Annotated in this window: 13 protein-coding genes; 7 read left to right on the top strand and 6 right to left on the bottom strand. The window is 70.8% G+C overall.

Features of this window, described 5'->3' with window-relative positions:
• Positions 1-41: 41 nt before the first annotated feature.
• The 3 genes from ABE85_RS10795 to ABE85_RS10785 all read right to left on the bottom strand — a co-directional run bounded on the left by ABE85_RS10795 (position 42) and on the right by ABE85_RS10785 (position 9,811).
• Positions 42-2,036, bottom strand: coding sequence for a hypothetical protein (locus tag ABE85_RS10795; RefSeq protein ID WP_067273814.1), 1,995 nt, complete (start codon positions 2,034-2,036; stop codon positions 42-44).
• Positions 2,037-2,201: 165 nt separating this feature from the next.
• Positions 2,202-4,640: a response regulator gene (locus ABE85_RS10790; protein ID WP_067273810.1), complete on the bottom strand. Its 2,439-nt coding sequence runs from the start codon at positions 4,638-4,640 to the stop codon at positions 2,202-2,204.
• On the bottom strand, positions 4,631-9,811 hold the full coding sequence (locus ABE85_RS10785; RefSeq protein ID WP_082938526.1) for a HAMP domain-containing protein: 5,181 nt from the start codon (positions 9,809-9,811) through the stop codon (positions 4,631-4,633). The genes ABE85_RS10790 and ABE85_RS10785 overlap by 10 nt, the downstream gene beginning before the upstream one ends.
• A gap of 203 nt (positions 9,812-10,014) precedes the next feature.
• Here ABE85_RS10785 and ABE85_RS10780 point away from each other — a divergent pair, with 203 nt between their 5' ends.
• The 5 genes from ABE85_RS10780 (at position 10,015) to ABE85_RS10760 (ending at position 16,073) form a co-directional block, all read left to right on the top strand.
• Positions 10,015-10,515 carry a response regulator gene (locus ABE85_RS10780; RefSeq protein WP_082938525.1) on the top strand — a complete coding sequence of 167 codons (501 nt, stop codon included), beginning with the start codon at positions 10,015-10,017 and terminating at the stop codon, positions 10,513-10,515.
• Between the two features lie 122 nt (positions 10,516-10,637).
• Positions 10,638-11,609 (top strand): helix-turn-helix domain-containing GNAT family N-acetyltransferase, encoded by a 972-nt coding sequence (locus tag ABE85_RS10775; RefSeq protein ID WP_067282418.1) that lies wholly within the window; start codon positions 10,638-10,640, stop codon positions 11,607-11,609.
• A gap of 8 nt (positions 11,610-11,617) precedes the next feature.
• Entirely contained in the window at positions 11,618-12,349 is a 732-nt protein-coding gene (locus ABE85_RS10770; RefSeq protein WP_197507293.1) for a GAF domain-containing protein, read from the top strand.
• An 81-nt stretch (positions 12,350-12,430) separates the two neighbouring features.
• Positions 12,431-13,213, top strand: a complete 783-nt coding sequence (locus ABE85_RS10765) for a M15 family metallopeptidase (protein WP_067273804.1) — start codon at positions 12,431-12,433, stop codon at positions 13,211-13,213.
• Between the two features lie 133 nt (positions 13,214-13,346).
• Positions 13,347-16,073: a GAF domain-containing protein gene (locus ABE85_RS10760; protein ID WP_067273800.1), complete on the top strand. Its 2,727-nt coding sequence runs from the start codon at positions 13,347-13,349 to the stop codon at positions 16,071-16,073.
• A gap of 182 nt (positions 16,074-16,255) precedes the next feature.
• Here ABE85_RS10760 and ABE85_RS10755 read toward each other — a convergent pair whose 3' ends face one another.
• Complete coding sequence (locus ABE85_RS10755) at positions 16,256-17,800, bottom strand: alkaline phosphatase (protein WP_067273796.1); 1,545 nt, start codon at positions 17,798-17,800, stop codon at positions 16,256-16,258.
• A gap of 199 nt (positions 17,801-17,999) precedes the next feature.
• On the opposite strand from ABE85_RS10755, the gene ABE85_RS10750 reads away from it, so the two are divergent.
• Positions 18,000-20,399: a M66 family metalloprotease gene (locus ABE85_RS10750; protein ID WP_067273793.1), complete on the top strand. Its 2,400-nt coding sequence runs from the start codon at positions 18,000-18,002 to the stop codon at positions 20,397-20,399.
• Between the two features lie 653 nt (positions 20,400-21,052).
• Positions 21,053-22,903, top strand: a complete 1,851-nt coding sequence (locus tag ABE85_RS10745) for a M66 family metalloprotease (RefSeq protein WP_067273790.1) — start codon at positions 21,053-21,055, stop codon at positions 22,901-22,903.
• 19 nt (positions 22,904-22,922) lie between these two features.
• Here ABE85_RS10745 and ABE85_RS10740 read toward each other — a convergent pair whose 3' ends face one another.
• Positions 22,923-23,858 (bottom strand): tripartite tricarboxylate transporter substrate binding protein, encoded by a 936-nt coding sequence (locus ABE85_RS10740; RefSeq protein WP_231993299.1) that lies wholly within the window; start codon positions 23,856-23,858, stop codon positions 22,923-22,925.
• 229 nt (positions 23,859-24,087) lie between these two features.
• Positions 24,088-25,053, bottom strand: coding sequence for a tripartite tricarboxylate transporter substrate-binding protein (locus ABE85_RS10735; RefSeq protein WP_067273783.1), 966 nt, complete (start codon positions 25,051-25,053; stop codon positions 24,088-24,090).
• Between the last annotated feature and the right edge of the window lie 105 nt (positions 25,054-25,158).

Here is a 25,158-nt window from a genome sequence, read left to right as displayed (position 1 = left end):
CCTTTTTCATCATGCCGCGTCATGTCGGCGGCGGGGTCGGGTCATGCGGCCGACGGCGGCGGATCGGTGCGCGCGCGGCGGGCCACCAGCAGGTGGGCCAGGTCGGTCAGCGCATCGCGGGTGTCGGCGCGCCCGAAGCGGTCGACCGGCGTGAGGTAACGCGCCAGGGTCTCGTTGTGATGCTTCAGGTAGACGGCCTTGGCCGCGGGGTGCGCGTCGAGGTGCGCGAAAAAGCGCTCGTCCGCCCGCAGCGTCTTCAGTCGCCGCCCGTCGGCATCGCGGAACAGCGCCTGCGTGCCGGGATCGCGTCGACGGGCCAGGTCGGTGGCCGTCGCGAAGAGCACGTCCCGCTGGAACACCGGGAGTCGTTGGATGAGCGCGCTCGCGGGATGCTGCAGCAGCTCGGCCGACAGGCGTTCGTGGAGCTCGCGGACCGGTCCCTCGAACCAGTCCTCCGGATAGTGCGTCCTGCGCCACTGGTGCAGCCGCTCGACCCCCGCGGGCAGCAGGGGCGACGCCCGCCGCCGTCCCCCGTTGCGGTCGAGCAGCCGGCGGTAGCGCACGTGCGGGGCGCGGGGCGGTCCGCCGGCGTCGAGGTCTTCGTCCTTCAGCACGGCCAGGATGTCGCGCCACAGGCGCGTGCGGACGAGCTGATCCTGGTGGCCGTCGAACTGCCCGGCCACCTCCCGCAGCACGCGGTCGAGCGGGGCCTCGCGCAGGCGCTGGCCCAGGTTGCCCAGACGCATCTGCGCCTTGACCGGCTCGACGGTGCGTTCGCCGAGGTAGCGCTGGCGATGGGTCTCATTGACGCTGGTGCAGATGCTTGCGCCTATCGTGAGCAGGGCGCCCGGCACCGCGAGCGGCAGCGCGACCGGCGGGCAGGCGAGGCTCGAGACACTGGATCCCAGCATCAGGCCCTGACCGGCGGTGAGCATGGCATCGCAGACCTGGCTCCGCGTGCTGTCCGAAAGCCGGAAGCGGGTGTCCTGCGCATGGAGCTCGCGGGTGCGCGGGGGGAGGTCCGCGGCGATCGCCTGCAGGGCCGCGCGGTCCCGGCGGATCTGGCGGTGCTGCGCGAGGTGGAGACGGTCGTTGAGGACACCGGCCACGCCCTGCGCCGCCTGCGCGCCCATCATGATCCCGGCCGTCGCGGCGTCGAGCGCGCGCTCCACCGCATGGGCCGCGACCTGACCGGCCCCATGACCCGATGCCTGCGCGGCCGCGCCTCCCGCGGTCGCGGCACAGGCGCCGGCGGAGACGACCATGCCGCTCGCCATGCCCGGCATGCCGATGCCGGTGAACAGCGCTGCGGTGCGGCCCCGCTTGGCCTGCCCCTGTTCGTCGCCGAGCTTGCGCGCCAGGTGGTGCTGGTAGGACGCGTCGGGCGCTTCGAGGCGCCGGTTGCACTCGAAGCGGGCGGCGATGACGTCTGCCGCCTCGCGGTTGAAGTCCTCGGCCAACCTGGCGCTGCCGGGACGGCGATGCCACTTGCTGACGACGTTGTGCTTGAGCAGAGGAAGGAAGCCCCGGGCGCGATGCTGCTGGCGCTCCTCGAAACGGAGGACGCCGAGCCGGTGCAGCGTCTCCAGCCGCGCGAGTTCGTCGTCGGGGCGGCCCCCGGGTTCGTCGGCTTGGCCGTCGTCGTGCCTGAGCGCCTCGATGAGCCACTGCTGCTGGTCCAGCGTCTGTCGCACGCTGTCGGGGTAGGCCTTCGCGTAGCCCGCCTGCGCGGACTGCACGGCACCCTTCGCGGAGATCGCCACCAGAGGGAAGAGCAGCGCCAGCAGGCCGATCTCGATGTAGGGCTGCTGGGCCTGCGAGAAGCCGGCCGGAAAGGCCCCGGCCACGTCGTCCGGGCCGTCCAGGTTGCGCAGCCTCGCCATCATCCGCAGCAGCGACAGGAGGCCCGACCCCGAGAAGTCGTCGATGACCTTGGGTCGCGAAGAGGGGAAGCAGCGCCCCAGGGTGACGCTCGCCGGATCTTCCGGCGGCAGGGAGGCGGCGCTGGGAACGCCGGACGGGGAGAGGGCAGGCATGGCGCGTCTTCCAACAGGAGGCTGCGCCGCGCACGGATGCGCCGGGGCGGCAGTCCTCCGTTCATTGATCGGGAGGGTCAGGCCTGGCGCGTGATCGCGGCTGGGCGGGACGTAGTGCCTCGGCACCCCGTCTTGTTCAGCGCGTCGTGGTGCGGGCGCTCGCGTTCAGCGCGTCGCTGTTTCCGCGGGTCTTGCGCTGCGATCGCGCTGCCGCCACTCCTGGATCAGTTCGACCACCGCATCCGGATCGGCGGGCTTGACCAGGTGCACATCGAAGCCGGCTTCATGCGCACGGCGGCGATCGTCCTGCTGGCCGTAGCCGGTGAGCGCGATCAGCAGCCAGTCCGTCCCGCCGGGCAGGGTGCGCAGGCGGCGGGCGACTTCGTACCCGTCCAGGCCGGGCAGGCCGATGTCGAGCAGCACGACCTGCGGCGCCCACGACGTCGCGGCGTCCAGCGCGCTGGGACCGTCGAGCTGCACCGTGGTCTCGAAGCCCGCAAGTTCGAGGAACACCGCCATCGAGTCCGCCGCGTCGCGGTTGTCGTCGACGACCATCACGCGGCAGGGACCTTCGTCCTCACGGACGTCCTCGCGACTGTCAGCGGCCGCGACGCGCTCCACGGGAACGACGGGCGCGACTGGTGCCTCGACGGGTGCCTCCTGCGTCTCGTCCAGGGCGGCGGGCAGGCGCACCGTGAACTCCGAGCCGTGGCCGGGACCTTCGCTGCGGGCCACCACCTGCCCGTGATGGAGCTGCACGAGACGCTGCACCAGCGTCAGGCCGACGCCCAGGCCGCCCTGGTTGCGATCGAGTCCGCGCGGTCCCTGTTCGAACAGGTCGAACACGTGGGGCAGCAACGAAGCATCGATGCCGCGTCCGTTGTCGCGCACGGTCAGCACGAAGGCGCCTTCGTGGCCGGCATGGCTCGAGTGACCCATTTGACCCGTGTGGCCCGTGTGATCCGTGTCCTCCTGCACCAGCGCCAGCTCGATGCAGCCTTCGGTGCCGGTGTACTTGCACGCGTTGTGCAGCAGGTTGGTCACGACCTGGATCAGCCGTGCCGCGTCGCCGCGCACGCGCGCCGGGCGATCGGGCAGTTGCAGGCGCAACTGCTGCCCCTGCGCCGCGATCAGCGACTGCACCGGCTCCAACCCGTGGCGCACGATGTCGCGCAGATCGACGGTCTCGTTCTTCAGCACGATCTTGCCCTGGCTGATGCGCGCCACGTCGAGGAGCTCGTCGACCAGCCGCGTCAGGTGCCGGGCCTGGCGGTCCGTCACCGCGACCGCCTCGCCGAGGCGGCGGTCGCGATCGCGCATGTCGTCGTTGCTCTTGCTGTTGCTGTTGCTCTCGACGTCTCCGCCGCGACCGGACGCATCGGACAGCGTCCGCATGACCTCGATCGCATTGCGGATCGGCGCCAGCGGATTGCGCAGCTCGTGCGACAGCATCGCGAGGAACTCGTCCTTGCGCCGGCTCGCTTCGAGCAGTCCGGCCTCGGCCTGTCGGCGTTCGACGATCTCGGCCTGCAGCGCGCCGTACAGCCGCGCGTTCTCGAAGGCGATCGCGGCGCGGCCCGCCAGTTCCTCCAGCGTCGGCCAGTCGGGGGGCTGATGCGGGTCGGCCAGCAGCAGGCCGCCGAGCACGCGCTCGCCGGCCACCAGCGGGAGCACGACGCCGCTGGCGGTGTCGCGGCGCAGCGGCGCGCGCGGCGGGGGCTCGTCGTCGGAGGTGCCGGGCGGCAGGGTGGGGGCGAAGGTCGTCATCGCCGGTATCGCCGGTATCGCTGCCGTCGCGGCCGAGGGGCCGGGCAGCAGGGCCGGCATCATCTGCTCGATCGCGTCGCGCGTGGCGTTGTAGAGCACCTCGGACAGCATCTGCTCGCGGCCTTCGACGAACAGGCCGGGCTCGCCGGCCGCGGTCGGAGCGTCGCCGCGCAGCACGCGCTCGTGGCCGTGGCCCGCGTCGCGCAGCCACAGCAGCGCGCGCGGCGCGAAGTTGGGCACCAGCAGCGCGAGCAGGCGTCGCATCGCGACGTCCGCGTCCAGCGAGTCCGCCAGTTCGCGACCCGCCTGCGCCAGGAAGATGGAGCGCCGCGTGTTCTCCTCGGCGGCGCGCTGCGCGGCCTCGGCGCGCGCGATCGCGATGCGCTCCAGCGCCTGCTGGCGCAGCCGCTGCTGCATGATGAACAGGTCGACGAAGACCCGCACCTTGCTGCGCAGCACGTCGGGGATCACCGGCGAGAGGATGTAGTCGACCGCGCCCAGCGAGTAGCCCTGCGCCGTCTGCAGCTCGTCCGCATACGCGGTGACGAAGATGATGGGCGTGTGCGCCGAGCGCCGGTAGCCTCGGATCAGCCGGGCCGTCTCCAGGCCGTCGATGCCCGGCATGTTGACGTCCATCAGGATCACGGCGAACTGCTGGCGCAGCACCTCGCGCAGCGCCTCGCTGCCCGAGCGCGCGATGACCAGGTGCTGGTCGAGGTCGGCCAGGATGGTCTCGAAGACGAGCAGCTTCTCCGGCAGGTCGTCCACGATCAGGATGCTGGCGCGCTCCGCCGCGTCCGGCGTCGCGTAGCCGTCGAAGAGGGCGCTCAGCGGCATAGCCAGCCTCGCAGCACGGTCAGCATGTTGGCGGGGTCGACGGGCTTGGACAGGTAGTCCCAGGCGCCGGCCTCGATGCACTTCTGGCGGTCGCCCTTCATCGCCTTGGCGGTGACGGCGACCATGGGCAGCTCGCGTCCGCGCGGCAGGCGGCGGATCTGCTGCATGGTCTCCAGGCCGTCCATCTCCGGCATCATGATGTCCATCAGCACGATGTCGATGGAGGGGTCCTCCTGCACGATGCGGATCGCCTCGCGGCCGTTGTCGGCCGAGACGATGACCATGCCGTGCGAGTCCAGCACCGTGGCCAGCGCGAAGATGTTGCGCATGTCGTCGTCGACGATCAACGCCTTCTTGCCGACCAGCGGACAGCTGACCTCCTGCGCGTCGAGCAAGGCCTGACGCTCGCCGTCGCCCATGTCGGCCGGCGCGCGATGCAGGGCCAGCGCCACGGCCGCGAGCGCGGCATCGGTCCCGCTGGCCGTGCGCACCGGCAGGCCGTGCGGGCGCGTCCAGCGGCGCGCCGCGGCGAGGTCGTCGGACGCCACCTCGGCCGCACCCGCCATGCCCGCCGTACCCGCCGTACCCGCCGTTCCTGAGGCGGCGCTGGCGTTCAGCGCCACCACCGGCAGCGGCAGCGTGCCGGGCCGCTGCTCGAGCGCGTCCAGCACGTCCTGCGGACCGAAGGCGCTCGCGACCGCGTCCACCAGCAGCGCGTCGACGCCGGGCAGCACCTCGCGCGCCTGCGTCGCGGTCTCGACGAACACCGTCTCGATGTCGTCGCCCAGCGGCGCCAGCAGCGCGAGGCGCTCCGGGCCCGCGGGCATGGCCACGGCCAGGCGTCGTCGCGGGCGGTCCAGGTAGCGCTGCAGATCACGCAGCGCGACGTCGACGTCGTCGCGCGACTGCAGCGGCTTGGGCAGGAAGCCCAGCGCGCCGGCCTGCAGCGCGCGTTCGCGCGCGTCGTCGGTCGAGACCACGCACACCGGCAGGTGCCGCATGTCGGGGTCGGACTTCAGCCGGTCCAGCACGCGCCATCCCTGCATGTCGGGCAGGAAGATGTCCAGCGTGATGAGGCTGGGACGGAACTCCTGCGCCATCGCGAGCGCGCCCGCGCCCGTCGTCGCCACCAGGCCCTTCATGCCGGCCTGGCGCGCCGCCTCGAGCAGCACGCCGGCGAAGGCGAGGTCGTTCTCGACGATCAGCAGCACGCGGTCGCCGCTGCCGATGTCCTCGCGATCGTCCTTGGCGACGTTGGCGAAGACGATGCTGTCGGGCGGCGTGTCCATCTGGACGCGGTGCGCATCCAGCGGGGTCATGCCGCTGTCGCTGCCGCCATGGCCGCCGCCATTGCCACGATCGTCGCCGCCATCGCCGCGATCGTCGCCGCGATCGTTCCGGCCTTCCACCGGGCGGCCCTGCGCGGACGGTGCCCGGCGCGCGGCGGCGCGCTGCACGGCGGCTTCAGCCAGTTCGGCGGCGGAGATCGCGGCCGGGGAGTGGGTCGGCAGGTCGTCGCGTTCCTCGCCTGGTGCGGCCGCCGGTGCGCCGGGCTTGGCCGGCGAGGCCGGCGCCAGACGCGGCCGCGCATTGCGCGCCGGCGTGTAGTGCTGCGGCAGGTAGAGCGTGAAGGTCGAGCCGCGGCCCGGCGCGCTGACGAGCCGGATCTCGCCGCCCAGCAGCCGCGCGAGTTCGCGGCTGATGGCCAGGCCCAGGCCCGTGCCGCCGTACTTGCGCGAGGTCGAGCCGTCGGCCTGCTGGAAGGCCTCGAAGATGATCTGCTGCTTGTCGGCGGAGATGCCGATGCCGGTGTCCGCCACCGAGAACGCGATCACCTGGGTCGCGTGGTTGAGCAGCTCGTTGTCCGCGGCCCAGCCGCCCGCGGCCGCCGTGACGCTGAAGGTGACCTGGCCCTGGTGCGTGAACTTGAAGGCGTTGGACAGCAGGTTCTTGATGATCTGCTGCAGCCGCTTGACGTCTGTGACCAGCGACTTGGGCAGCGGCTGGTCCATCTCCACGGCGAAGCCGACGTGCTTGGAGTCCGCGAAGTGGCGGAAGCTGCGTTCCACCGAGCGCTGCAGCTCGTCCAGCCGCAGCTCGCTGACGTCCACGGCCACCGTGCCCGACTCGATCTTGGACAGGTCCAGGATGTCGTTGATCAGCATCAGCAGGTCGTTGCCGGACGCATGGATGGTCTTGGAGAACTCGACCTGCTTGAGCGTCAGGTTGCCGTCGCTGTTCTTGCAGAGCTGGTCCGAGAGGATGAGCAGCGAGTTCAGCGGCGTGCGCAGCTCGTGCGACATGTTGGCGAGGAACTCGGACTTGTACTTCGAGGTCAGCGCCAGCTGCTCGGCCTTTTCCTCCAGCGCCTGCCGGGCCTGCTCGACCTCGGTGTTCTTGCGCTCGACTTCCTGGTTCTGGTGGGCCAGCAGCTGCGCCTTCTCCTGCAGCTCGCCGTTGGTCTGCTGCAGTTCCTGCTGCCGGCGCTGCAGCTCTTCGGCCAGAGACTGCGACTGGATCAGCAGGTCTTCCGTCCGCGTGCTGGCCTCGATGGTGTTGATCACGATGCCGATGGATTCGGTCAGCTGGTCGAGGAAGGCCTGGTGGGTGGAGCTGAAGCGTTCCAGCGAGGCCAGCTCCAGCACGCCGCGCACGCGGCCTTCGAAGACCACGGGCAGCACCAGCACTTCCATCGCGGCGGTCTCGCTGAGGCCGGACGCGATGCGGAAGGCCGTGCCCGGCACGTTGGTCAGCAGGATCTTCTCCTGGTCCAGCGCGCACTGGCCGACCAGCCCCTGGCCCAGCGCCAGTTCCTTGCCGTGCGTGGCCAGGCCGCCGGAGGCGTAGCTGGCGATCAGCTTGAGGCGGGGCATCTCGCCGCGCATGTTGAGCACGAAGAACTCCGCCTGCTGCACGCCGACGACGGGCGCGAGCTCGCTCAGGATCAGCTGCCCGACGGTCACCAGGTCCTTCTGGCCCTGCAGCATCCGCGTGAACTTGGCCAGGTTGGTCTTGAGCCAGTCCTGCTCGGTGTTCTTCTGCGTCGTGTCCTTCAGGTTGCGGATCATCTCGTTGATCGTGTCCTTGAGGGACGCGACCTCGCCCTGCGTCTCGACGGTGATCGAGCGCGTCAGGTCGCCCTGCGTCACGGCGGTGGCGACCTCCGCGATCGCGCGCACCTGCGTGGTCAGGTTGGCGGCGAGCTCGTTCACGTTCTCCGTCAGGCCCTTCCAGGTGCCGGACGCGCCCGGCACCTTGGCCTGTCCGCCTAGCTTGCCTTCCACGCCCACTTCGCGCGCGACGGTGGTCACCTGGTCCGCGAAGATCGCGAGCGTGTCCGTCATCGAGTTGATGGTGTCGGCCAGCGCGGCGATCTCGCCCTTGGCCTCCACGGTCAGCTTCTGCGCGAGGTCGCCGTTGGCCACCGCGGTCACGACCTTCGCGATGCCGCGCACCTGGCCGGTCAGGTTGCCGGCCATGAAGTTCACGTTGTCGGTCAGGTCCTTCCAGGTGCCCGACACGCCGCGCACCGTGGCCTGGCCGCCCAGGCGGCCCTCGGTGCCCACCTCGCGCGCGACGCGGGTCACTTCCGCCGCGAACGAGGAGAGCTGGTCCACCATCGTGTTGATGGTGGTCTTGAGTTCCAGGATCTCGCCGAGCACGTCGACGGTGATCTTCTTGGAGAGGTCGCCCGCGGCCACAGCCTTGGTCACGTCGGCGATGTTGCGCACCTGCGAGGTCAGGTTGGACGCCATCGAGTTGACGGAGTCGGTCAGGTCCTTCCACGTGCCGGCCACGCCCTGCACGTCCGCCTGGCCGCCGAGCTTGCCTTCGGTGCCCACCTCGCGCGCGACGCGGGTCACTTCCGCGGCGAAGGAGCGCAGCTGGTCCACCATCGTGTTGACGGTGTTCTTGAGCTCCAGGATCTCGCCCTTCACGTCGACGGTGATCTTCTTGGACAGGTCGCCCGCGGCCACGGCGGTGGTCACCTCGGCGATGTTGCGCACCTGCGAGGTCAGGTTGCCGGCCATGAAGTTCACCGACTCGGTCAGGTCCTTCCACGTGCCGGCCACGCCCTGCACGTCGGCCTGGCCGCCGAGCTTGCCTTCGGTGCCGACCTCGCGCGCCACGCGGGTCACTTCCGCGGCGAAGGAGCGCAACTGGTCCACCATCGTGTTGACGGTGTTCTTGAGCTCCAGGATCTCGCCCTTCACGTCGACGGTGATCTTCTTGGAGAGGTCCCCCGCGGCCACGGCCTTGGTCACGTCGGCGATGTTGCGCACCTGCGAGGTCAGGTTGCCGGCCATCGAGTTGACGGAGTCGGTCAGGTCCTTCCACGTGCCGGACACGCCTTCCACGCGCGCCTGGCCGCCGAGCGAGCCTTCGGTGCCGACCTCGCGCGCGACGCGGGTCACTTCCGACGCGAACGACCGCAGCTGGTCGACCATCGTGTTGATGGTGTTCTTCAGCGTCAGGAACTCGCCCTTGACGTCGACCTCGATCTTCTTGGACAGGTCGCCCTGCGCGACGGCGGTGGTCACGTCGGCGATGTTGCGGACCTGGTCGGTCAGGTTGCCGGCCATGGAGTTGACGGAGTCGGTCAGGTCCTTCCAGGTGCCGGCCACGCCCTTGACCTCGGCCTGGCCGCCGAGCTTGCCTTCGGTGCCCACCTCGCGCGCGACGCGGGTCACTTCGGCGGAGAAGTCGCCGAGCTGCTCCACCATCCGGTTGATGGTCTTGGCGGTATGGAGGAACTCGCCCTGCAGCGGGCGGCTGTCGACCTCCAGCGCCATGGACTTGGTGAGGTCGCCCTCGGCGACGGCGCCGATCACGCGCGCGGCTTCGCTGGTGGGGTGGACGAGGTCGTCGATGAGCGCGTTGATGCAGTCGATCTGCTGGCCCCAGAAGCCGCGCAGCTCGGGCAGCGTGGCGCGCTGCTTGAGCCGGCCTTCGCGGCCGACGACCTGGCGCAGCCGGGAGAGTTCCGCCGCCATCGAGGCGTTCTGCTCGACCACCTCGTTGAACGCGTCGGCCAGCTTGCCGGGGACGCCGGTCCAGTGGAAGGGCAGCCGCACGTCCGGGTCGCCGCGGCGCAACGCGTGGAGCGCCATCAGCATCGCATTCAGGTGTTCGGCCGGGACGACGGCCACTGCTTCTTCCAAGACGCTCATTGCGGACTCCCGACGGCCGTCTGATCGCGGCTCAACCGATCGACTTTAGCCGTGCGACAACGCTGGCGGGCCCTGGGTTTAGGAGGGCGGAGGCGGGCACGCAGTTTGCCGTTCTCCTCGCATGGACGGACGGCGGATGCCGGACGCGCTTTGTGCTGCGCGGACCGCTGTTTCGTCGTGTTGCATTCAGGGAGAAGACTTCGATGTCCGATACATCGCCTCACGCGCCACCCCACGCCGCGCAGGCCTCGCCGCACGCGTTGAGGGTCCTCGTGATCGACGACGATCCGGAAGGCGCGCGCAGCCTCAGCGAGCTGTTCCGCTGCTACGGTTGCGCGACCTCGGTGGCCTACAGCGGCCGGGTGGGCCTGCGCCTGCTCAAGCTGTTCAAGCCGGAGCTGGTGTTCGTCGATTTCGACATGCCGGACATGAACGGCCTGGAGGTCGTGTCCGAGGCCAAGCTCATCGACGCCGAGGCCGGCCGTCACACCATGTACGTGTGCCTGACCGGCGGCGGTCCGGAGATCACCGACGAGTCGGCGGGCGCGGCGGGGTTCAACCGCCTGCTCTACAAGCCGCTGAACGTGACCGACCTGCTGGCGGTATTGCTGGCGGCAAGACCGGGCAATTTCGCGGCGGGGAGCAACGCGCCGACGATCCGGCCCTCGCGTCCGGCGTACGGGAATCGCACGATCAAGCATTGAGTGTGGCGGCGCCGCCATGGCGTCGTGGAACTGTCACGGTCAAGCAAGGCCCCGACGAGGCCCGGATGAGCCATGGCAAGCATTTGCTTGCCAAAAGCAAGTAAATGGCGGAGCATCCCGCCATGTCCGATCCTGACCGCATCGAAGCCGTCCGTCGCTTCAACCGTTTCTATACCCACCGCATCGGCGTGCTCAACGAGGGGCTGCTCGATTCCCCGTTCAGCCTGACCGAGGGACGCGTGCTTTTCGAGCTTGCCCATCTGGAGAGCGGGGAGGGCATGACCGCCACCGATCTGGGGCGGCTGCTCGACCTCGACGGCGGTTATCTGAGCCGCCTGCTGCGCGACCTGAAGGAGCGCGACCTCGTGCGTGCGACGCGCAGCGCGGTCGATGCGCGCCAGTCGCTGCTGCAGCTGAGCCCTGCCGGACGCAAGGCGTTCAAGCCGCTGGAGAAGCGCTCGCAGGAGCAGGTCGGCGCGTTGCTGGACCAGCTCGGCGAAGCGCAGCAGACCGAGCTGCTGCAGGCCTTCCGTCGCGTGCAGGGGCTGCTCGAATCGCCCGACGACAAGCCGGCGAAGCAGGGCTTCATCCTGCGGCCGCACCGGCCCGGCGACATGGGATGGATCGTGTCGCGGCATGGCGCGCTGTATGCGCGCGAGTACCAGTTCGACGTGCGCTTCGAGGCGCTCGTGGCGCGTATCGCCGCGGAGTTCATCGAGCGCTTCGACGCGCGGCGCGAGGCCTGCTGGATCGCGGAGCGGGACGGCATGAACATCGGCAGCGTCGCGCTGGTGCAGGCGCGCGACGAGGCGACGAACGAGCCCATCGACGGCGCGGCGCAACTGCGGCTGCTGCTGGTGGAGCCGGCCGCGCGCGGACTCGGTCTGGGCGACCGGCTCGTGGCCGAGTGTCACCGCTTCGCACGCGAGGCCGGCTACCGGCGCGTGCGGCTGTGGACCAACAGCCAGCTCGATGCGGCCAAGCACATCTACCGCAAGGCGGGCTACCGGCTGACGGGCACAGAGCCCTTCCAGGGATTCGGGTTGGACCTTGTCGGCGAAACTTGGGAACTCGATCTGCAGACGACGGCCTGACGACCCCCATGAATCTCGACCTGTACCTTGACTGGACCGGCCTGCGCGGCGACCTCGCCGAGGCCGCCGCTTCCCCTTCGTTCGCGCAAGCTGTGCGCCAGCATCAGGCGGCGCTGCAGGCCCTGCTGACGCCGGAAGCGCTTGACGCCACGCCGGTGAGCTGGCGCTTCCGTGTGCCCGAACTCGGCGAGGGCGGCGCCTGCTCGCTGTTCGGGCAGTTGGCGGAGCAGCCTTACGAACTCGCCGGCATCCTGGGCGGGCAGACCGCGGACAACCAGCGCCTGCTGGCCGAAGCGACGATCGTCACGCGCTACTACCGCGAGCGCAGCCGCAGCCACTGGTTCGGCGTGTACCAGGCGCGGCGCAAGTCGGCTGAGGAGTCCGTGCTGGTGAAGCTGGCCTACTTCGGCGCCGAGAGCCGGGCGGAGTTCCCGTTGACCGAGGCCTTCGCCGCGGGCAGCAACAACAGCGCCGTGGGCCTGAGCGGCCGCGCGCGCCTGATCAACGACGTGGCGGCCTTCGTGGCCGAGGGCGGCGGCTACTACACCTGCGATCCGAAGGTGAACGCCGAGGCCTGCCTGCCGCTGTTCGACGCCGGGCGGCGCGTCGTCGGCATCCTGGACTCCGAGGCCTTCGACAAGGACTTCTTCGACGGCGACGAGCTGGCGCTGGTGGTCGCCGTGGCGATCACGCTGTCGGGCGGCCTGATCGCGCGATCGGGCGCGCGATCGGGCGCGTGATCGGGCGCGCATCATCCCTTTTGATGACGCGCCGGTCGGAGGGCCCGGCTTACGCTGACGGCTCCACTCCTGGAGCGTGCCGTGAGCCTCGAAGAAAGCTTCCGAGACAGGACCTTCGTCGTCGACGACCCGGATGCGCGCATCCGCCGCGACGACGATCTGATGGCCTTCGTCGCCGCGCCGGGCGGCGGCTTCAAGACCATCGCGAAGGGCACGTCGGTGAAGATCGTCGAGGTCAGGCTGGAGGAGGCCGGCAGCAAGAAGCGCCTGGTCTTCGGCCGCGCGGCGACGGCGGACGGCGCGCAGACGCTCGGCTGGACGTCGACGCGCAACCTCGCCGGCACCTTCATGAACGAGACGATCGGCCTCGTGCCGCCCGAGCCCGGCGCGACGCGCTTCGGCCCGAACGCCGCCTGGGACAACGGACAGTTCCTCGAGCAGCTCGACCTGGTTGCGATCGTGGATTCGGCGCTTGAGATCGAACGCCTGGCGATGAAGACCATCGCGCCGTTCGCCGCGCTGGTGGCCGCGGCCAAGGACGACGGCGTCAGGATCACGCTCAACAGCGGCTTCCGGTCCTACCCGGAGCAGAAGCTCCTGCACGACGGCTTCGTGCGCGGACTGCCGGGGTTCAACACGGCGGCGAAGCCGGGCTTCTCCAAGCACCAGAACGGCATCGCGTTCGACCTCTCGGTCGCCGGCGGCGACGGCAACCCCACCTACGAGTGGCTCAAGCGGCGCGCGACCTCGTTCGGCTTCGTGCGCACGGTGAGCAAGGAGCCCTGGCACTGGGAGTTCGACGAGGCCCGGGCCCGCGCCGCGCAGGCCGGCGGCGGGTTCAAGACGCCGAACGTCCGCGACTGAACGTCCGCGGCTGGACGCCCACCCTCCACGGGATCATCCCGGCGTCGCGAGGGCACGCCGCGGCCTACACTCCCGCGTTGCAACCGGTCCGGGCAGCTGCGCGCCCGCGTCGGCGGTTGACCGTTGGAGTGCCATGGACGATTCATCCGCCATCCCCGCGATGGCCCACATTCGCGGCGACATGGCCGACCGCGTGCGGGCCTTCTCATGGGAGACCACCTCGCTGGGTCCCATCGAGCGCTGGCCCGCCTCGCTCAAGGCCGTGGTCGCGACCCTGCTGGAGTGCCAGCTGCCGATGTACCTCGCCTGGGGCGGGGACTTCGTCCAGCTCTTCAACGACGCCTACCGGCCCATGCTGGGCGCCAAGGCCGAGGCCGCGCTCGGCGGCCACGCCCCGGACACCTGGGCCGAGATCTGGCCCACGATCGGCCCGATGTGGCGGCAGGTCCTGGCCGGCGCGCCGGTCGGCTTCGACGACTTCAAGCTGACCATCGACCGCTTCGGCTATCCCGAGGACGTCTACTTCAACTTCTCGTACAGCGCCGTGCGCGATGACGGCGGTCGGGCCGCCGGCGTGCTGGTGACCTTCGCCGAGACGACCGAGAAGGTGCTGCTGTCGAGGCGGCTGGCCTTCCTGGACGGACTGGCGCAGGACACGCGCGGGCTGACCGATCCGGCCGACGTGATGCGCGTGACCGCGGAGCGGCTGGGACGCCACCTCGGCGCCAACCGCTGCGCCTATGCGACCGTGCGCGCCGACGAGGACACCTTCGACGTCATCGGCGACTACAACGACGGCGTGGCCAGCATCGTCGGCACCTACCGCTTCGGCGACTTCGGGCAGGAGGTGCTGCGGCTGATGCGCGCCGAGTCGGCCTTCGTCAACCACGACGTGGACCGCGATCCGGTCACCGCCGGCGACGACCGCTCGGCCTACGCGCGCACCAGCATCCAGTCGGTGATCTGCGTGCCGCTGCACAAGGACGGGCGTTTCGTGGCCGCGATGGCGGTGCACCAGCGCGAGCCGCGCCACTGGACCGACGAGGAGATCGCGCTGGTGAAGATCGTCGTCGCGCGCTGCTGGGAGGCGCTGGAGCGCACCCGCGCCGAGGCGGCGCTGCGCGAGGAGGCCCGCACGCTGGAGACGCTGAACCGCACCGGCGCGGCGCTGGCGGCGGAGCTCGACATCGGCGCGCTGGTGCAGCGCGTGACCGACGCGGCGACCGAGCTCACCGGCGCGCGTTTCGGCGCGTTCTTCTACAACGGCGTCGACGAGCAGGGCGAGGCCTACCTGCTGTACGCGCTGTCCGGCGCGGACCGCAAGGACTTCGACAAGCTCGGCCATCCGCGGCCGACCTCGCTGTTCGGTCCGACCTTCCGCGGCGAGCCCTCGATCCGCGTCGACGACGTGATGACCGATCCGCGCTACGGGCAATGGGCGCCGCATCACGGCAAGCCGCCCGGCCACCTGCCGGTGCGCAGCTACCTGGCGGTGCCGGTGATCAGCCGTTCGGGCGAGGTGCTGGGCGGGCTGTTCTTCGGCCACGAGGAGGTCGCCGTCTTCACCGAGCGCAGCGAGCGGCTCGCCGAGGGCATCGCGAGCCAGGCCGCCGTCGCGATCGACAACGCGCGGCTGTACGCGGCCTCGCGCGAGGCGATGGTCGAGCGCACGCGGCTGCTGGAGAGCGAGCGCACCGCGCGCCTGGCCGCCGAGCAGGCCGGGCTGGTGAAGGACGAGTTCCTCGCGACGCTGTCGCACGAGCTGCGCACGCCGCTGAGCGCGATCACGGGCTGGGTCCACATCCTGCGGCGCAAGTTCGGCGACGAGCCGCCCGACCTGAAGAAGGGCATCGACGTGATCGAGCGCAGCGCCAAGGCGCAGGCGCAGCTGATCGAGGACCTGCTCGACATGAGCCGCATCACGACCGGCAAGCTGAGCCTGGAGGTGGCGCCGGTGGCCGCCGCGAGCTTCACGCTGGCCGCGGTGGAACTGCTGGCGCCGTCGGCGGAGCGCGCCGGCGTGCGCCTGGGCGTCGAGGTGTCCGCCGATCCCGGCGCGACGGTGATGGGCGATGCCGCGCGGCTGCAGCAGGTCGTGGCCAATCTCATCGCCAACGCGATCAAGTTCACCCCGCGCGGCGGCGAGGTGCGCGTGCTGCTGCGCGGCGGGCCGACGGCCATGGACCTCGTCGTCGAGGACACCGGCATCGGCATCTCGCCGGCCTTCCTGCCTGACGTGTTCGAGCGCTTCCGGCAGGCCGACGGCTCGATGACGCGACGGCACGGCGGCCTGGGGCTGGGCCTGTCGATCGTGAGGAACCTCGTCGAGCTCCATGGCGGCACGGTGCGGGCCGACAGCGCCGGCGAAGGGCACGGCGCGCGCTTCACGGTGTCGCTGCCGGTGATCGGACCTCGCGACCTCAACGGCGCCGCGCCGGACGAGGGGGTCGGCGCGGGCGCCGGCGCGACCGAGCGCGTCTCGCTCAAGGGCGCGCGCATCCTGGTCGTCGACGACGACGAGTCGGTGCGCGAGATGGTGGTGCGTGCGCTCGGCCTGCAAGGCGCGCAGGTCGTGGCGGCGGCCAGCGGAGCGGAGGCGCTCGGTCTCCTGCCGGGCTCGGACGTGAATCTGCTGATCTCCGACCTCGGCATGCCGGAGATGACCGGCTTCGAGCTGCTGGCGCATGTCCGCGCGCTGCCGGCCGGGCAGGGCGGCGAGGTCCCCGCGATCGCGTTGACGGCCTTCGCCCGCGAGACCGACCGGCGCCAGGCCCTCGAGGCCGGCTTCCGGGCCCACTTCCGCAAGCCGGTCGAGTTCTCCGCGCTGGTGCGGGCGATCCAGGAGATGGGGTTGTCCTGACACGGCTGCTGGCCCTCACCCCCGCCCTCTCCCGCAAGCGGGAGAGGGAGTGAGAATGCACCGAGCTGACCTGCAACTGCAGCGCCTTTCTTACTCCCTCTCCCGCTTGCGGGAGAGGGCAGGGGTGAGGGCCAGCGGCCTCGGCAGTCCACCGGCATTGGTGCCGTGCCTGCCGTCGCGCTTCAGACCGATTGCGCCCCCGGCCGTCCCGCTTCCACCGCGAATCGCGCTGCGGTGAACATCGCGCTCTTCGCGTCCCACGGCGTCTGCACGCTGCGAAGCTCGGCCTCCAGACGCTCGGCGCGCAGCTCGAAGCGCATATAGCCGCGCTGATCACTGCGACCGTACTTGATGTGCGGATTGAAGGGCATCGCCTTGTCCAGTCGCGATTGCTCCGATCCGTTGCTGGAGATGGACGTCCCGCAGAACTCGCTGGCCAGCACCGGCGCCTTCGGATCATCCCAATCGAGCTTCAGATCGGCCACGTAGTTCGCATGCACGTCGCCGCCGAGCACCACCGCGTTCGGCACCTGCCGCGCCTCCAGATCCCGCAGCAGCCGCTCGCGCGCGAACGGGTAGCCGTCCCATCCGTCCGTCCAGTAACGCCCCGGCCCCTTCGCCGGATCCTGCGAATTGAAGCGCGCCATCAAGGTCTGCTGCGCCAGCAGGTTCCACGGCCGCGTGGCATCCCAGCTGTCGCGCAGCCATTGCTCCTGCGGTGCGCCCAGCAGCGTGCGCTGCGGATTGCGCATCGCCGGGCAGTCCTTCAGATCCACCGTGTTGGACCCGCCGCGCCCCGGCTTCGGGCACACCTGCGGATCGCGCCACGAGCGGTCGTCGATCGTGACGAGCCGCGCCAGGCTGCCCCAGTCGTAGCGCTGGTTCAGCGTCATCTCGGCGCCGCGCGGACGCATGTGCTTCGGGAAAGGCTGGTGCTCCCAGTACGCCTGCGCGGCGGCGATGCGGCGCTGGTGGAAGTCGGGTTCCAGGTCTTGCGACACGTCGCCCGCCCAGTCGTTCTGCGTCTCGTGGTCGTCCCAGGTGAGGATCCACGGCGCCTTGGCATGCATCGCCTGGAGCTGCGGATCGCCCTTGTACTGGGCATAGCGCTGGCGGTAGTCGTCCAGCGTGCGGCACTGCCCGCCGAGGTGCCGGCGCAGCGCCTTGCTGTCGACCGCGGTGGCGGATTCGTAGATGTAGTCGCCGAGGAAGAGCACCAGGTCCAGCTCCTGCGACGCCATGTCGCCCCAGGCGGCGTACTCGCCGTGGTCGTAGCGCTGGCAGGACGCGATGGCGAAACGCAGCGAGGCCGGTGCGATGCCGGCGGCCGGCGCGGTGCGCGTGCGACCCACCGGGCTCTGCTGACCGAGCGCGCGGAAGCGATACCAGTACCAGCGGTCCGGACGCAGGCCCGCAGGCTCGGCATGCACGCTGTGGGCGGTGCCCGGCTCGGCGCGCTCGGTGCCGCGCGCGACGATGGTCTTGAAGGCCTCGTCTTCCGCCAGTTCCCATTGCACCGGCACTTCGGCCGGCAGCCGGTCGCCTATCAATCGCGTCCACAGCACGACACGCTCCGCGCGCGGACTGCCGGAGGCGACGCCCAGGGCGAATAGCGGCGCGCCGGCCGCAACGGCGGCGTCGGCGTGGCGGAGCAGGGCCGGTGCGCAGCCGGCGGCGAGGGCGGCCTGCAGCAGGCCGCGGCGCGAAGGAGTCCAGAGGCAAGTCATGACCCCGGAGCGTAGCGGCCAAGCCTGACGACCGCGTGACCTCCGATGACCGCCGATGGCATCCGGCGCCCCGTGACTACCTCTCCCGAGTGACCTGTAGCGGGCTGCATCAGGCGTAAGAGTTGGTCAAGGGGAGGCAAAGAACCAGGAAGGATCGTTGATCATTCGCCGCCTTTTTGCAGATTCGTATGTCGCACTCATGACGGTTCCCTTCCCCAAAGCGGTCGTTTCCGTTGCCGCGTTCATCGCCGCAGCGTCGTTCGCCGCCTACAAGGCGGGGGGCAGCAGCGAGCCTGAACGCGCCGTGATCCCGACCGCGCAGGGCGCCACCGGCAACACCGACGGCGATGCCCGCATGGGGCCCGTGCGACCAACGCAATCTCCCGCACCGGCCGCCAAGAAGCCGAAATTCGCCTTGACCGGCGCGGTGCCGGTGCCGCCGCCGGTGATCCCGCCGGCGCCTGCCCCGGCGACCGTGACGGCGCGATCGAGCCCGTCCGTGCCGATGCGCTTCGCCGTTTCCAGCGTCTCGACGCAGCCGGTGGAACCAGCGCCCGCGCCGGTGCGCGCCATGGCGCTCTACCTGCCGGGACCTTCTTCTGCCGCCTCGTCGCCGTCGCCCGCCCCGGCGCCGGCGCCGACCCCAGCGCCCGCACCCGCGCCGGTCGCGGCGCCCGCGGTCCAGCCCGCACCGACGCCCACGCCGGAACTGCTGGGTGTGGAACTCGCCCAGACCCATGTGATCCCGCCCGGCGGCCGCACCTTGCAGTCGCCCAACGAGGCCAAGCTCAACAAGAACCGCAAACTCCAGCTGGTGGCCGACCGCGCGGCGCTGCTGATGTTGCAGCCGTCCACGACGGGCGGCGCGGTGGGCACGCTGCTGGTCCGCGCCAAGCTCGCCGACGGCCGCACGCTCGGCCCGCTGACGATGAACGCGCCGGCCCGGCTGCCGACCTCGGACGGCGGCGGCGTCGCGTATTCATCGGTCAAGTACAGCGCGCTGCTGCCCAAGGAGTGGGTGCAGATCGGCGTGACGCTGGAAGTCGGACAGACCGACTTCTCGTCGCCGCGGACGATCGGGCTGACCGTCACGCCGGCCACGACGCTCAAGCACCACACGGTGCCGATCTACCTGTTCGGCGCGCGCGCCGCGCAGTCGGTCGTGCCGGACTTCAACCTCAGCGCGTTCTCGACGGCCGGTTACCCGATCGACGTCGAGTACCGCGAGAAGCTGCCGGTCGCGAAGCTCGACACGCGCCTCGCGGGCGCGGTGACGATCGACCAGCTGGCCGTGCCCGGCCGCAACGACGACAAGTTCTGCCATCCCGCGATGACGGTGTCGTCGTGGGCCGATTACCGCGCCATCGACGGCGACACGAACGCCCGGATGCTGCGCCTCCTGCGCGACATGCGCGGCTGGACGGGCAACCGGGACCAGTCCTTCGCGGCGGGCTTCTACGGCTTCGTCCAGACGGTGACCGGCGGCAAGCAGGTCGCGGCCTCGACCGGCGGCGGCGTGGGCGGCAACGGCGTGGCCGTGTCGGGTGGCGACTACCGGCCGGACACGATCTACTCGGCGATCTTCAATCACGAGATGGGGCATGCCTACGGGCTGCCGCATGCGGACGCCGCGGCCGAGGCCGGCGACGACCCGTACAAGCTGGGCACCAAGAGCGGCTCGGCCTGGGGCTTCGACAGCGTGAAGCAGCAGTTGCTGACGACGCGCGAGTTCAGCGGCCAGTCCTGCGACACCCGCACCGTCGACGGCGTCTGCTACCAGCGCACGCCGATGTCGGGCGGCGACGACGACCGCAACGCGGCGAGCTACCGCTGGAACGCGTTCTCGGACTACCAGGCCGCGATCCTGCAGCAGGGCTTCCTGGACAAGCTCTTCCCGGACTCGACTGTCGACGGCGGCTACAAGCGCTGGAACCGCACGACGGGCGCCTTCGAGAAGGTCTCCAACGACGACCGCGCCCGGGCGGGCACCGACGTGCTGCAGCTGGACCAGCAGGTCCAGACGGTGATCGGCACGGTGTCGCACTTCAACGTCGCGCCGACGGCCAGCACGATGGTGGTGACGCCCGCGTGGACGGGCAACCTGCCGCAGCGCATCGACCCGACGGTGCAGGCCGACGTCGACCGCCTCCTGAGCGACAAGCCCGGCGGCTGGAGCGGCTACTACTGCGTGACCAGCGGCTGCGACTACACGCTGGTGGCGACCTACGCGGACGGCACGGTGCTGCGTCACCTGTTGCCGATCGGCTATCGCGACTGGAACAAGCCCAACGACGCGACCGGCTACAAGCGCGGCGCGAAGGACGCGACCAGCGCGGACAACTTCGCCACCTACGCGGTGAACCTGCCGACGGGCCGCGGCGGGCTGGTGAAGCTGCAGCTCTTCAGCACGCCGCACGGCTCGCTGTGGCAGACGCGCTTCACCCCGATGAACGCCGCGGACTTCGGCGGCACCTTGCCGCTGGTGAACGAGTGGACGCCGGCGGACGGCACCAGCGGCGGCAAGGGCGCGCCCGGCACCACGCAGTTCGACACCGCGTCGTGCAAGGTCGGCGCCGTCGTGAAGCGCCCCGCGCGCTGAGCGCCATCGACCCCGCGCCGGTGGGCGCAACACCTGACCCCGCGACCACACCGCGACCACACCGCGACCACACCGCGACCACACCGCGACCTGTGGCGGGGCTGAATCAGGTGTAAGAGTTGGTCAGGCATGAATGCGCTTTCAAGCCTGATCCACGATCATCGCGGCCCGATCCGAATTGCTCCTCGCCCGTGATGAACCGTCCTCGCCCGAACGTCTTTCCTTCCGTCGTCGCCTTGATCGCCGCGGCCGCCATGGCGGCTTGCGGCGGTGGTGGCGACAAGGACACCGCGACGACGCCGACGCCCACGCAAGGGACCACGCCGGGCGATGGCGGCGGCAGCGCAACGCCTGGCCCCGCGCCGGCTCCCGCGCCCGTCCCTGGACCGGCCCCTGCACCGCCGAACTATCCCGCATCGCCTCCGGCGGCGGGGCCTTCGCCGTCCCCCGCGCCCGCACCGTCCCCTGCGCCTGCGCCTGCACCGGGTCCCGCGCCTGGCCCGGCCCCTGCGCCGTCACCGGCTCCCGCACCTGGCCCGGCGCCCGCACCGTCTCCAGCGCCAGCACCGGCTCCCGCGCCGGCACCGACCCCTGCAGCACCTGCACCAGCTCCGACGCCCGAACTGCGCGGCGTCGAGCTGGCGCAGACGCATGTGATCCCGGCGGGCGGCCGCACGCTGCAGTCGCCCAACGAGGTCAAGAACAACACGAGCCGCAAGCTGCAGCTGGTGGCCGATCGCGCGGCGCTGCTGATGCTCGAGCCGGCCAGCGGCGTGAACACGCTGGTCGTGCGCGCCAGGCTCGCCGACGGTCGCACGCTCGGCCCGCTGACGATGAACGTGCCGGCCAAGCTGCCCGCGGCGGACGGCGGCGGCGTCGCCTATTCGACGGTCAAGTACAGCGCGCTGCTGCCCCGTGAATGGGTGCAGATCGGCGCGAAGCTGGAGGTCGGCAACGTCGACTTCTCGTCGCCGCGCACCATCGCGCTGACGGTCACGCCGGCGACGACGCTCAAGCATCACACCGTGCCGATGTATCTCTTCGGCGCGCGCGTGGCGCAGTCCGTGGTGGCGGATTTCAAGCTCGGCGCCGCGGCGACCGCGGGCTACGCCATCGACGTCGAGTACCGCGAGAAGCTGCCCGTCGCGAAGCTCGACACGCGCGTCGCGGGCGCGGTGACGATCGACCAGCTCGCGGTGCCCGGCCGCAACGACGACAAGTTCTGCTATCCGGCGATGACGGTCTCCTCATGGGCCGACTACCGCGCGATCGACGGCGACACCAACGCCCGGATGCTGCGCATCCTCGGCGACATGCGCGGCTGGACGGGCAACCGCGACGGCTCGTTCGCGGCGGGCTTCTACGGCTTCGTGCAGACGATCAACGGCGGCAAGCAGGTGGCGGCCTCGACCGGCGGCGGACTGGGCGGCGGCGGCGTGGCCGTGTCGGGCGGCGACTACCGCCCCGACACAATCTACTCGGCGATCTTCAACCACGAGATGGGCCATGCCTACGGACTGCCGCATGCGGACGCGGCGGCGGATGCTGGCGACGATCCGTATCCGATGGGGACGAAGAGCGGCTCGGTCTGGAGCTTCGACAGCGTGAAGCAGCAACTGCTGACGACGCGGGAGTTCAGCGGACAGGATTGCGGCGCGCGCACCGTCAACGGCGTCTGTTACCAGCGCACGCCGATGTCCGGCGGCGACGACGACCGCAACGCGCAGACCTACCGCTGGAACGCCTTCTCCGACTACCAGGCGGCGATCATGCAGCAGGGCTTCCTGGACAAGCTGTTCCCGGACGCGAGCTTCGACGGCGGCTACAAGCGCTGGAACCGCACGACGGGCGCGTTCGAGAAAGTCTCGAACGACGACCGCGCGCGGGCGGGTGTCGACGTGCTCCAGCTCGACCAGCAGGTCCAGACGGTGATCGGCACCGTGTCCCACTTCAACCTGGCGCCGACGGCCAGCACGATGGTGGTGACGCCGGCCTGGACCGGCAACCTGCCGCAGCGCATGGACCCGACCGTGCAGGCCGACGTGGACCGCATCCTGAGCGACAAGCCGGGCGGCTGGAGCGGCTATTACTGCGTCGGCAACGGCTGCGACTACACGCTCGTCGCGACCTACGCGGACGGCACCGTGCTGCGGCATCTGCTGCCGATCGGCTATCGCGACTTCAACCGGCCCAACGATGCCAGCGGCTACAAGCGAGGCGCGAAGGACGCGACCAGCGGCGACAACTTCGCGACCTTCGCGGTGAACCTGCCGACGGGCCGCGGCGGGCTGACGAAGCTGCAGCTCTTCAGCACGCCGCACGGCTCGCAGTGGCAGACGCGCTTCACCGCGATGAACGCCGCGGACTTCGGCGGCAGCCTGCCGCTGGTGAACGAGTGGACGCCGGCGGACGGCGCCACCGGCGGCCGTGGCGCGCCGGGCACGACGCAGTTCGACACGGCCTCCTGCAGGGCCGGTGCCGTGGTGAAGCGGCCCGCGCGCTGACGCGAAGCGGGGCGGGCGCTCAGTCCGCCGTCATGCTGGCGCTGCGCGCCACCTTGCCCAGGCGCTCGTACTCCTGCGAGGACAGCGTCGCGAGCTCCGCGGCGGTCGAGGACTTCGGCGAGAAGCCGGCGGCGACGAGCTTGTCCTTCACGCCGGGATCGGCCAGCGCGGCCTTCAGCGCCTGCTCCAGCCGGCGCACGACCGGCGCGGGCAATCCGGCGGGACCGTACACGCCGAACCACGGTTCGATCGCATAACCGGGCAGGCCGGCCTCGGCCAGCGTCGGCACGTCCGGCAGCGCGGGGTTGCGCTGCGAGCCGGCCACCGCCAGCGCGCGCAGCTTGCCGGCCTGGATGTGCGGGAGTGAGGCGGGCAGGTTATCGAAGGCGACCTGGATCTGACCGCCGATGAGGTCGGTGATCAGCGGCGCGCTGCCCTTGTAGGGCACGTGCACCCACTCGGTGTGGCTGAGCTGGCCGAACAGCACGCCGGCCAGATGCATCGAGGTCCCCGCGCCCGCCGTGCCGAAAGGCGTGCCGGGATTCTTCGCGACATGGGCGCGCAGCTCCGCGACGGTCTTGACCGGCAGCGACGGCGAGACCTCCAGCACGATGGTCGAGTTCCCGAGCAGCCCGATCGCGCTGAAGTCCTTGCGCGGATCGAAGGACATCTTCTTGTAGATGTGCGGGTTCAGCGCGTTGGTGGAGATGGCGCCCATCCCGACCGTGTAGCCGTCGGGCGCGGCCTTGGCGACGGCGTCCATGCCGAGGTTGCCGCCGGCGCCGCCGCGGTTCTCGATGACGACGGTCTGGCCCAGCGTCTGCGACATGTGCGCGCCGACCGTGCGGGCGACCAGGTCGGTCGTCCCGCCCGCCGCGTAGGGCACGATGAAGCGGATGGGCTTGGAGGGGAAGTCCTGCGCCATCGCGGGGAGGGCGGCGAAGACGCCAAGCATTGCGGTGGCAGCTGCGGCGGCGACGATCGTGCGCCGGGACGCGGCGCGGTGGAAGAGGTCCGACGTGGCGAGGCGTGTGGAGCGGGGAGTGGACATGGTGTCTCCTGATCTTGTGGATCGATGAGACGTCGATTCCCTGCGCATCGCGAGCGTGATTACCCGGCCGGGCGGCGCGGCGGACGCGCAGATCGCCCGTTGTCCGGGGAAGCGCGCGCGCCTCGCCCGTTCCTCAGTCCGGCTTGATCTTCGCGGCGGTGATCAGCTTCGTGTAGCGCTCGCGCTCGGCATGCAGGTGCTTGGCGAAGGCCGCGGCGTCGCCGGGCGTGCTCTCGCCGCCGGCCTGGGCCAGGCGTTCCTTGACCTCGGACGAGTTGGCGGCCTTGACGGCGGCGGCGCTCAGCGCGGCGAGCACCGGCTTGGGCGTGCCGGCCGGCGCCATCAGGCCGTACCAGACGGAGGCCTCGAAGCCCGGGAAGCCGGACTCGGCGATGGTCGGCACGTCGGGGAACAGCGCGGAGCGTTTGGCGCTCAGCACGGCGAGCGGGCGCAGCTTGCCGCTCTTCCAGTGCGGCAGGATCTCGAGCGCGTTGAGCGCCACGACCGGCACCTGGCCGCCGATGACGTCGGTGAGCGCCTGGGCGCCGCCCTTGTAGGGCACGTGCATGAGGTTGATCTTGGCGGCGCTGGCGAACAGCTCGACGGCCAGATGCGGCGTGGAGCCGTTGCCCGGCGTCGCGTAGCCGACGGATTCCGGCTTGGCCTTGGCGGCCTCGATCAGCTGGGCGAGCGTCTTGTAGGGCGACTCGGGGTTGACCGCGATGATGACCGGCACGCGGCCGATCAGCGCGACGGGGGCCAGGTCTTTCTCGACGTCGTAGGGCGGCGGCTGGTAGAGGGCCATGTTGGCCGCGACGGCGTTGGCGGCCATCAGCAGCGTGGCGCCGTCGGCCGGCGAGGACGCGACGGTACGGGCGGCGATGTTGCTGCCGCCGCCGGGCTTGTTGTCGACGATGACCGGCTGCTTGAGCTCGGTCTGCAGCCGCACCGCGACGGCGCGCGCGACCACGTCCACGGCGCCGCCGGCCGAGTAGCCGACGACGATCTTGAGCGGGCCGGCGGGGAGGGATTGCGCGAACGCGAGCGGGGCGGCGAACGCCAACGCGGCGCCGGCCCAGAGGAATGCTTGTCTCTTCATGGGAACCTTGTGAGGGAATCGGCGCCGGAGACGGCGCGCTGCGGACCGGATCGCGAGGATCCGCCCGCGCGCATTCTGGTCGGTGCCGCGATCCACACCAATGCC

Origin of the sequence: Mitsuaria sp. 7, assembly GCF_001653795.1 — a bacterium.
In the GTDB taxonomy this organism is placed as follows: domain Bacteria; phylum Pseudomonadota; class Gammaproteobacteria; order Burkholderiales; family Burkholderiaceae_C; genus Roseateles.
Note: the sequence above shows the minus strand (reverse complement) of the source record. Positions and strands in the feature narration are given on the sequence as shown.

What these genes read in the sequence shown, in the direction of transcription:
- ABE85_RS10735 (WP_067273783.1), bottom strand. Translation starts at nt 25,053, where the DNA reads ATGAAGAGACAAGCATTCCTCTGGGCCGGCGCCGCGTTGGCGTTCGCC.
- ABE85_RS10755 (WP_067273796.1), bottom strand. Translation starts at nt 17,800, where the DNA reads ATGACTTGCCTCTGGACTCCTTCGCGCCGCGGCCTGCTGCAGGCCGCC.
- ABE85_RS10740 (WP_231993299.1), bottom strand. Translation starts at nt 23,858, where the DNA reads ATGCTTGGCGTCTTCGCCGCCCTCCCCGCGATGGCGCAGGACTTCCCC.
- ABE85_RS10775 (WP_067282418.1), top strand. Translation starts at nt 10,638, where the DNA reads ATGTCCGATCCTGACCGCATCGAAGCCGTCCGTCGCTTCAACCGTTTC.
- ABE85_RS10795 (WP_067273814.1), bottom strand. Translation starts at nt 2,036, where the DNA reads ATGCCTGCCCTCTCCCCGTCCGGCGTTCCCAGCGCCGCCTCCCTGCCG.
- ABE85_RS10770 (WP_197507293.1), top strand. Translation starts at nt 11,618, where the DNA reads ATGAATCTCGACCTGTACCTTGACTGGACCGGCCTGCGCGGCGACCTC.
- ABE85_RS10760 (WP_067273800.1), top strand. Translation starts at nt 13,347, where the DNA reads ATGGACGATTCATCCGCCATCCCCGCGATGGCCCACATTCGCGGCGAC.
- ABE85_RS10750 (WP_067273793.1), top strand. Translation starts at nt 18,000, where the DNA reads ATGACGGTTCCCTTCCCCAAAGCGGTCGTTTCCGTTGCCGCGTTCATC.
- ABE85_RS10790 (WP_067273810.1), bottom strand. Translation starts at nt 4,640, where the DNA reads ATGCCGCTGAGCGCCCTCTTCGACGGCTACGCGACGCCGGACGCGGCG.
- ABE85_RS10785 (WP_082938526.1), bottom strand. Translation starts at nt 9,811, where the DNA reads ATGAGCGTCTTGGAAGAAGCAGTGGCCGTCGTCCCGGCCGAACACCTG.
- ABE85_RS10780 (WP_082938525.1), top strand. Translation starts at nt 10,015, where the DNA reads ATGTCCGATACATCGCCTCACGCGCCACCCCACGCCGCGCAGGCCTCG.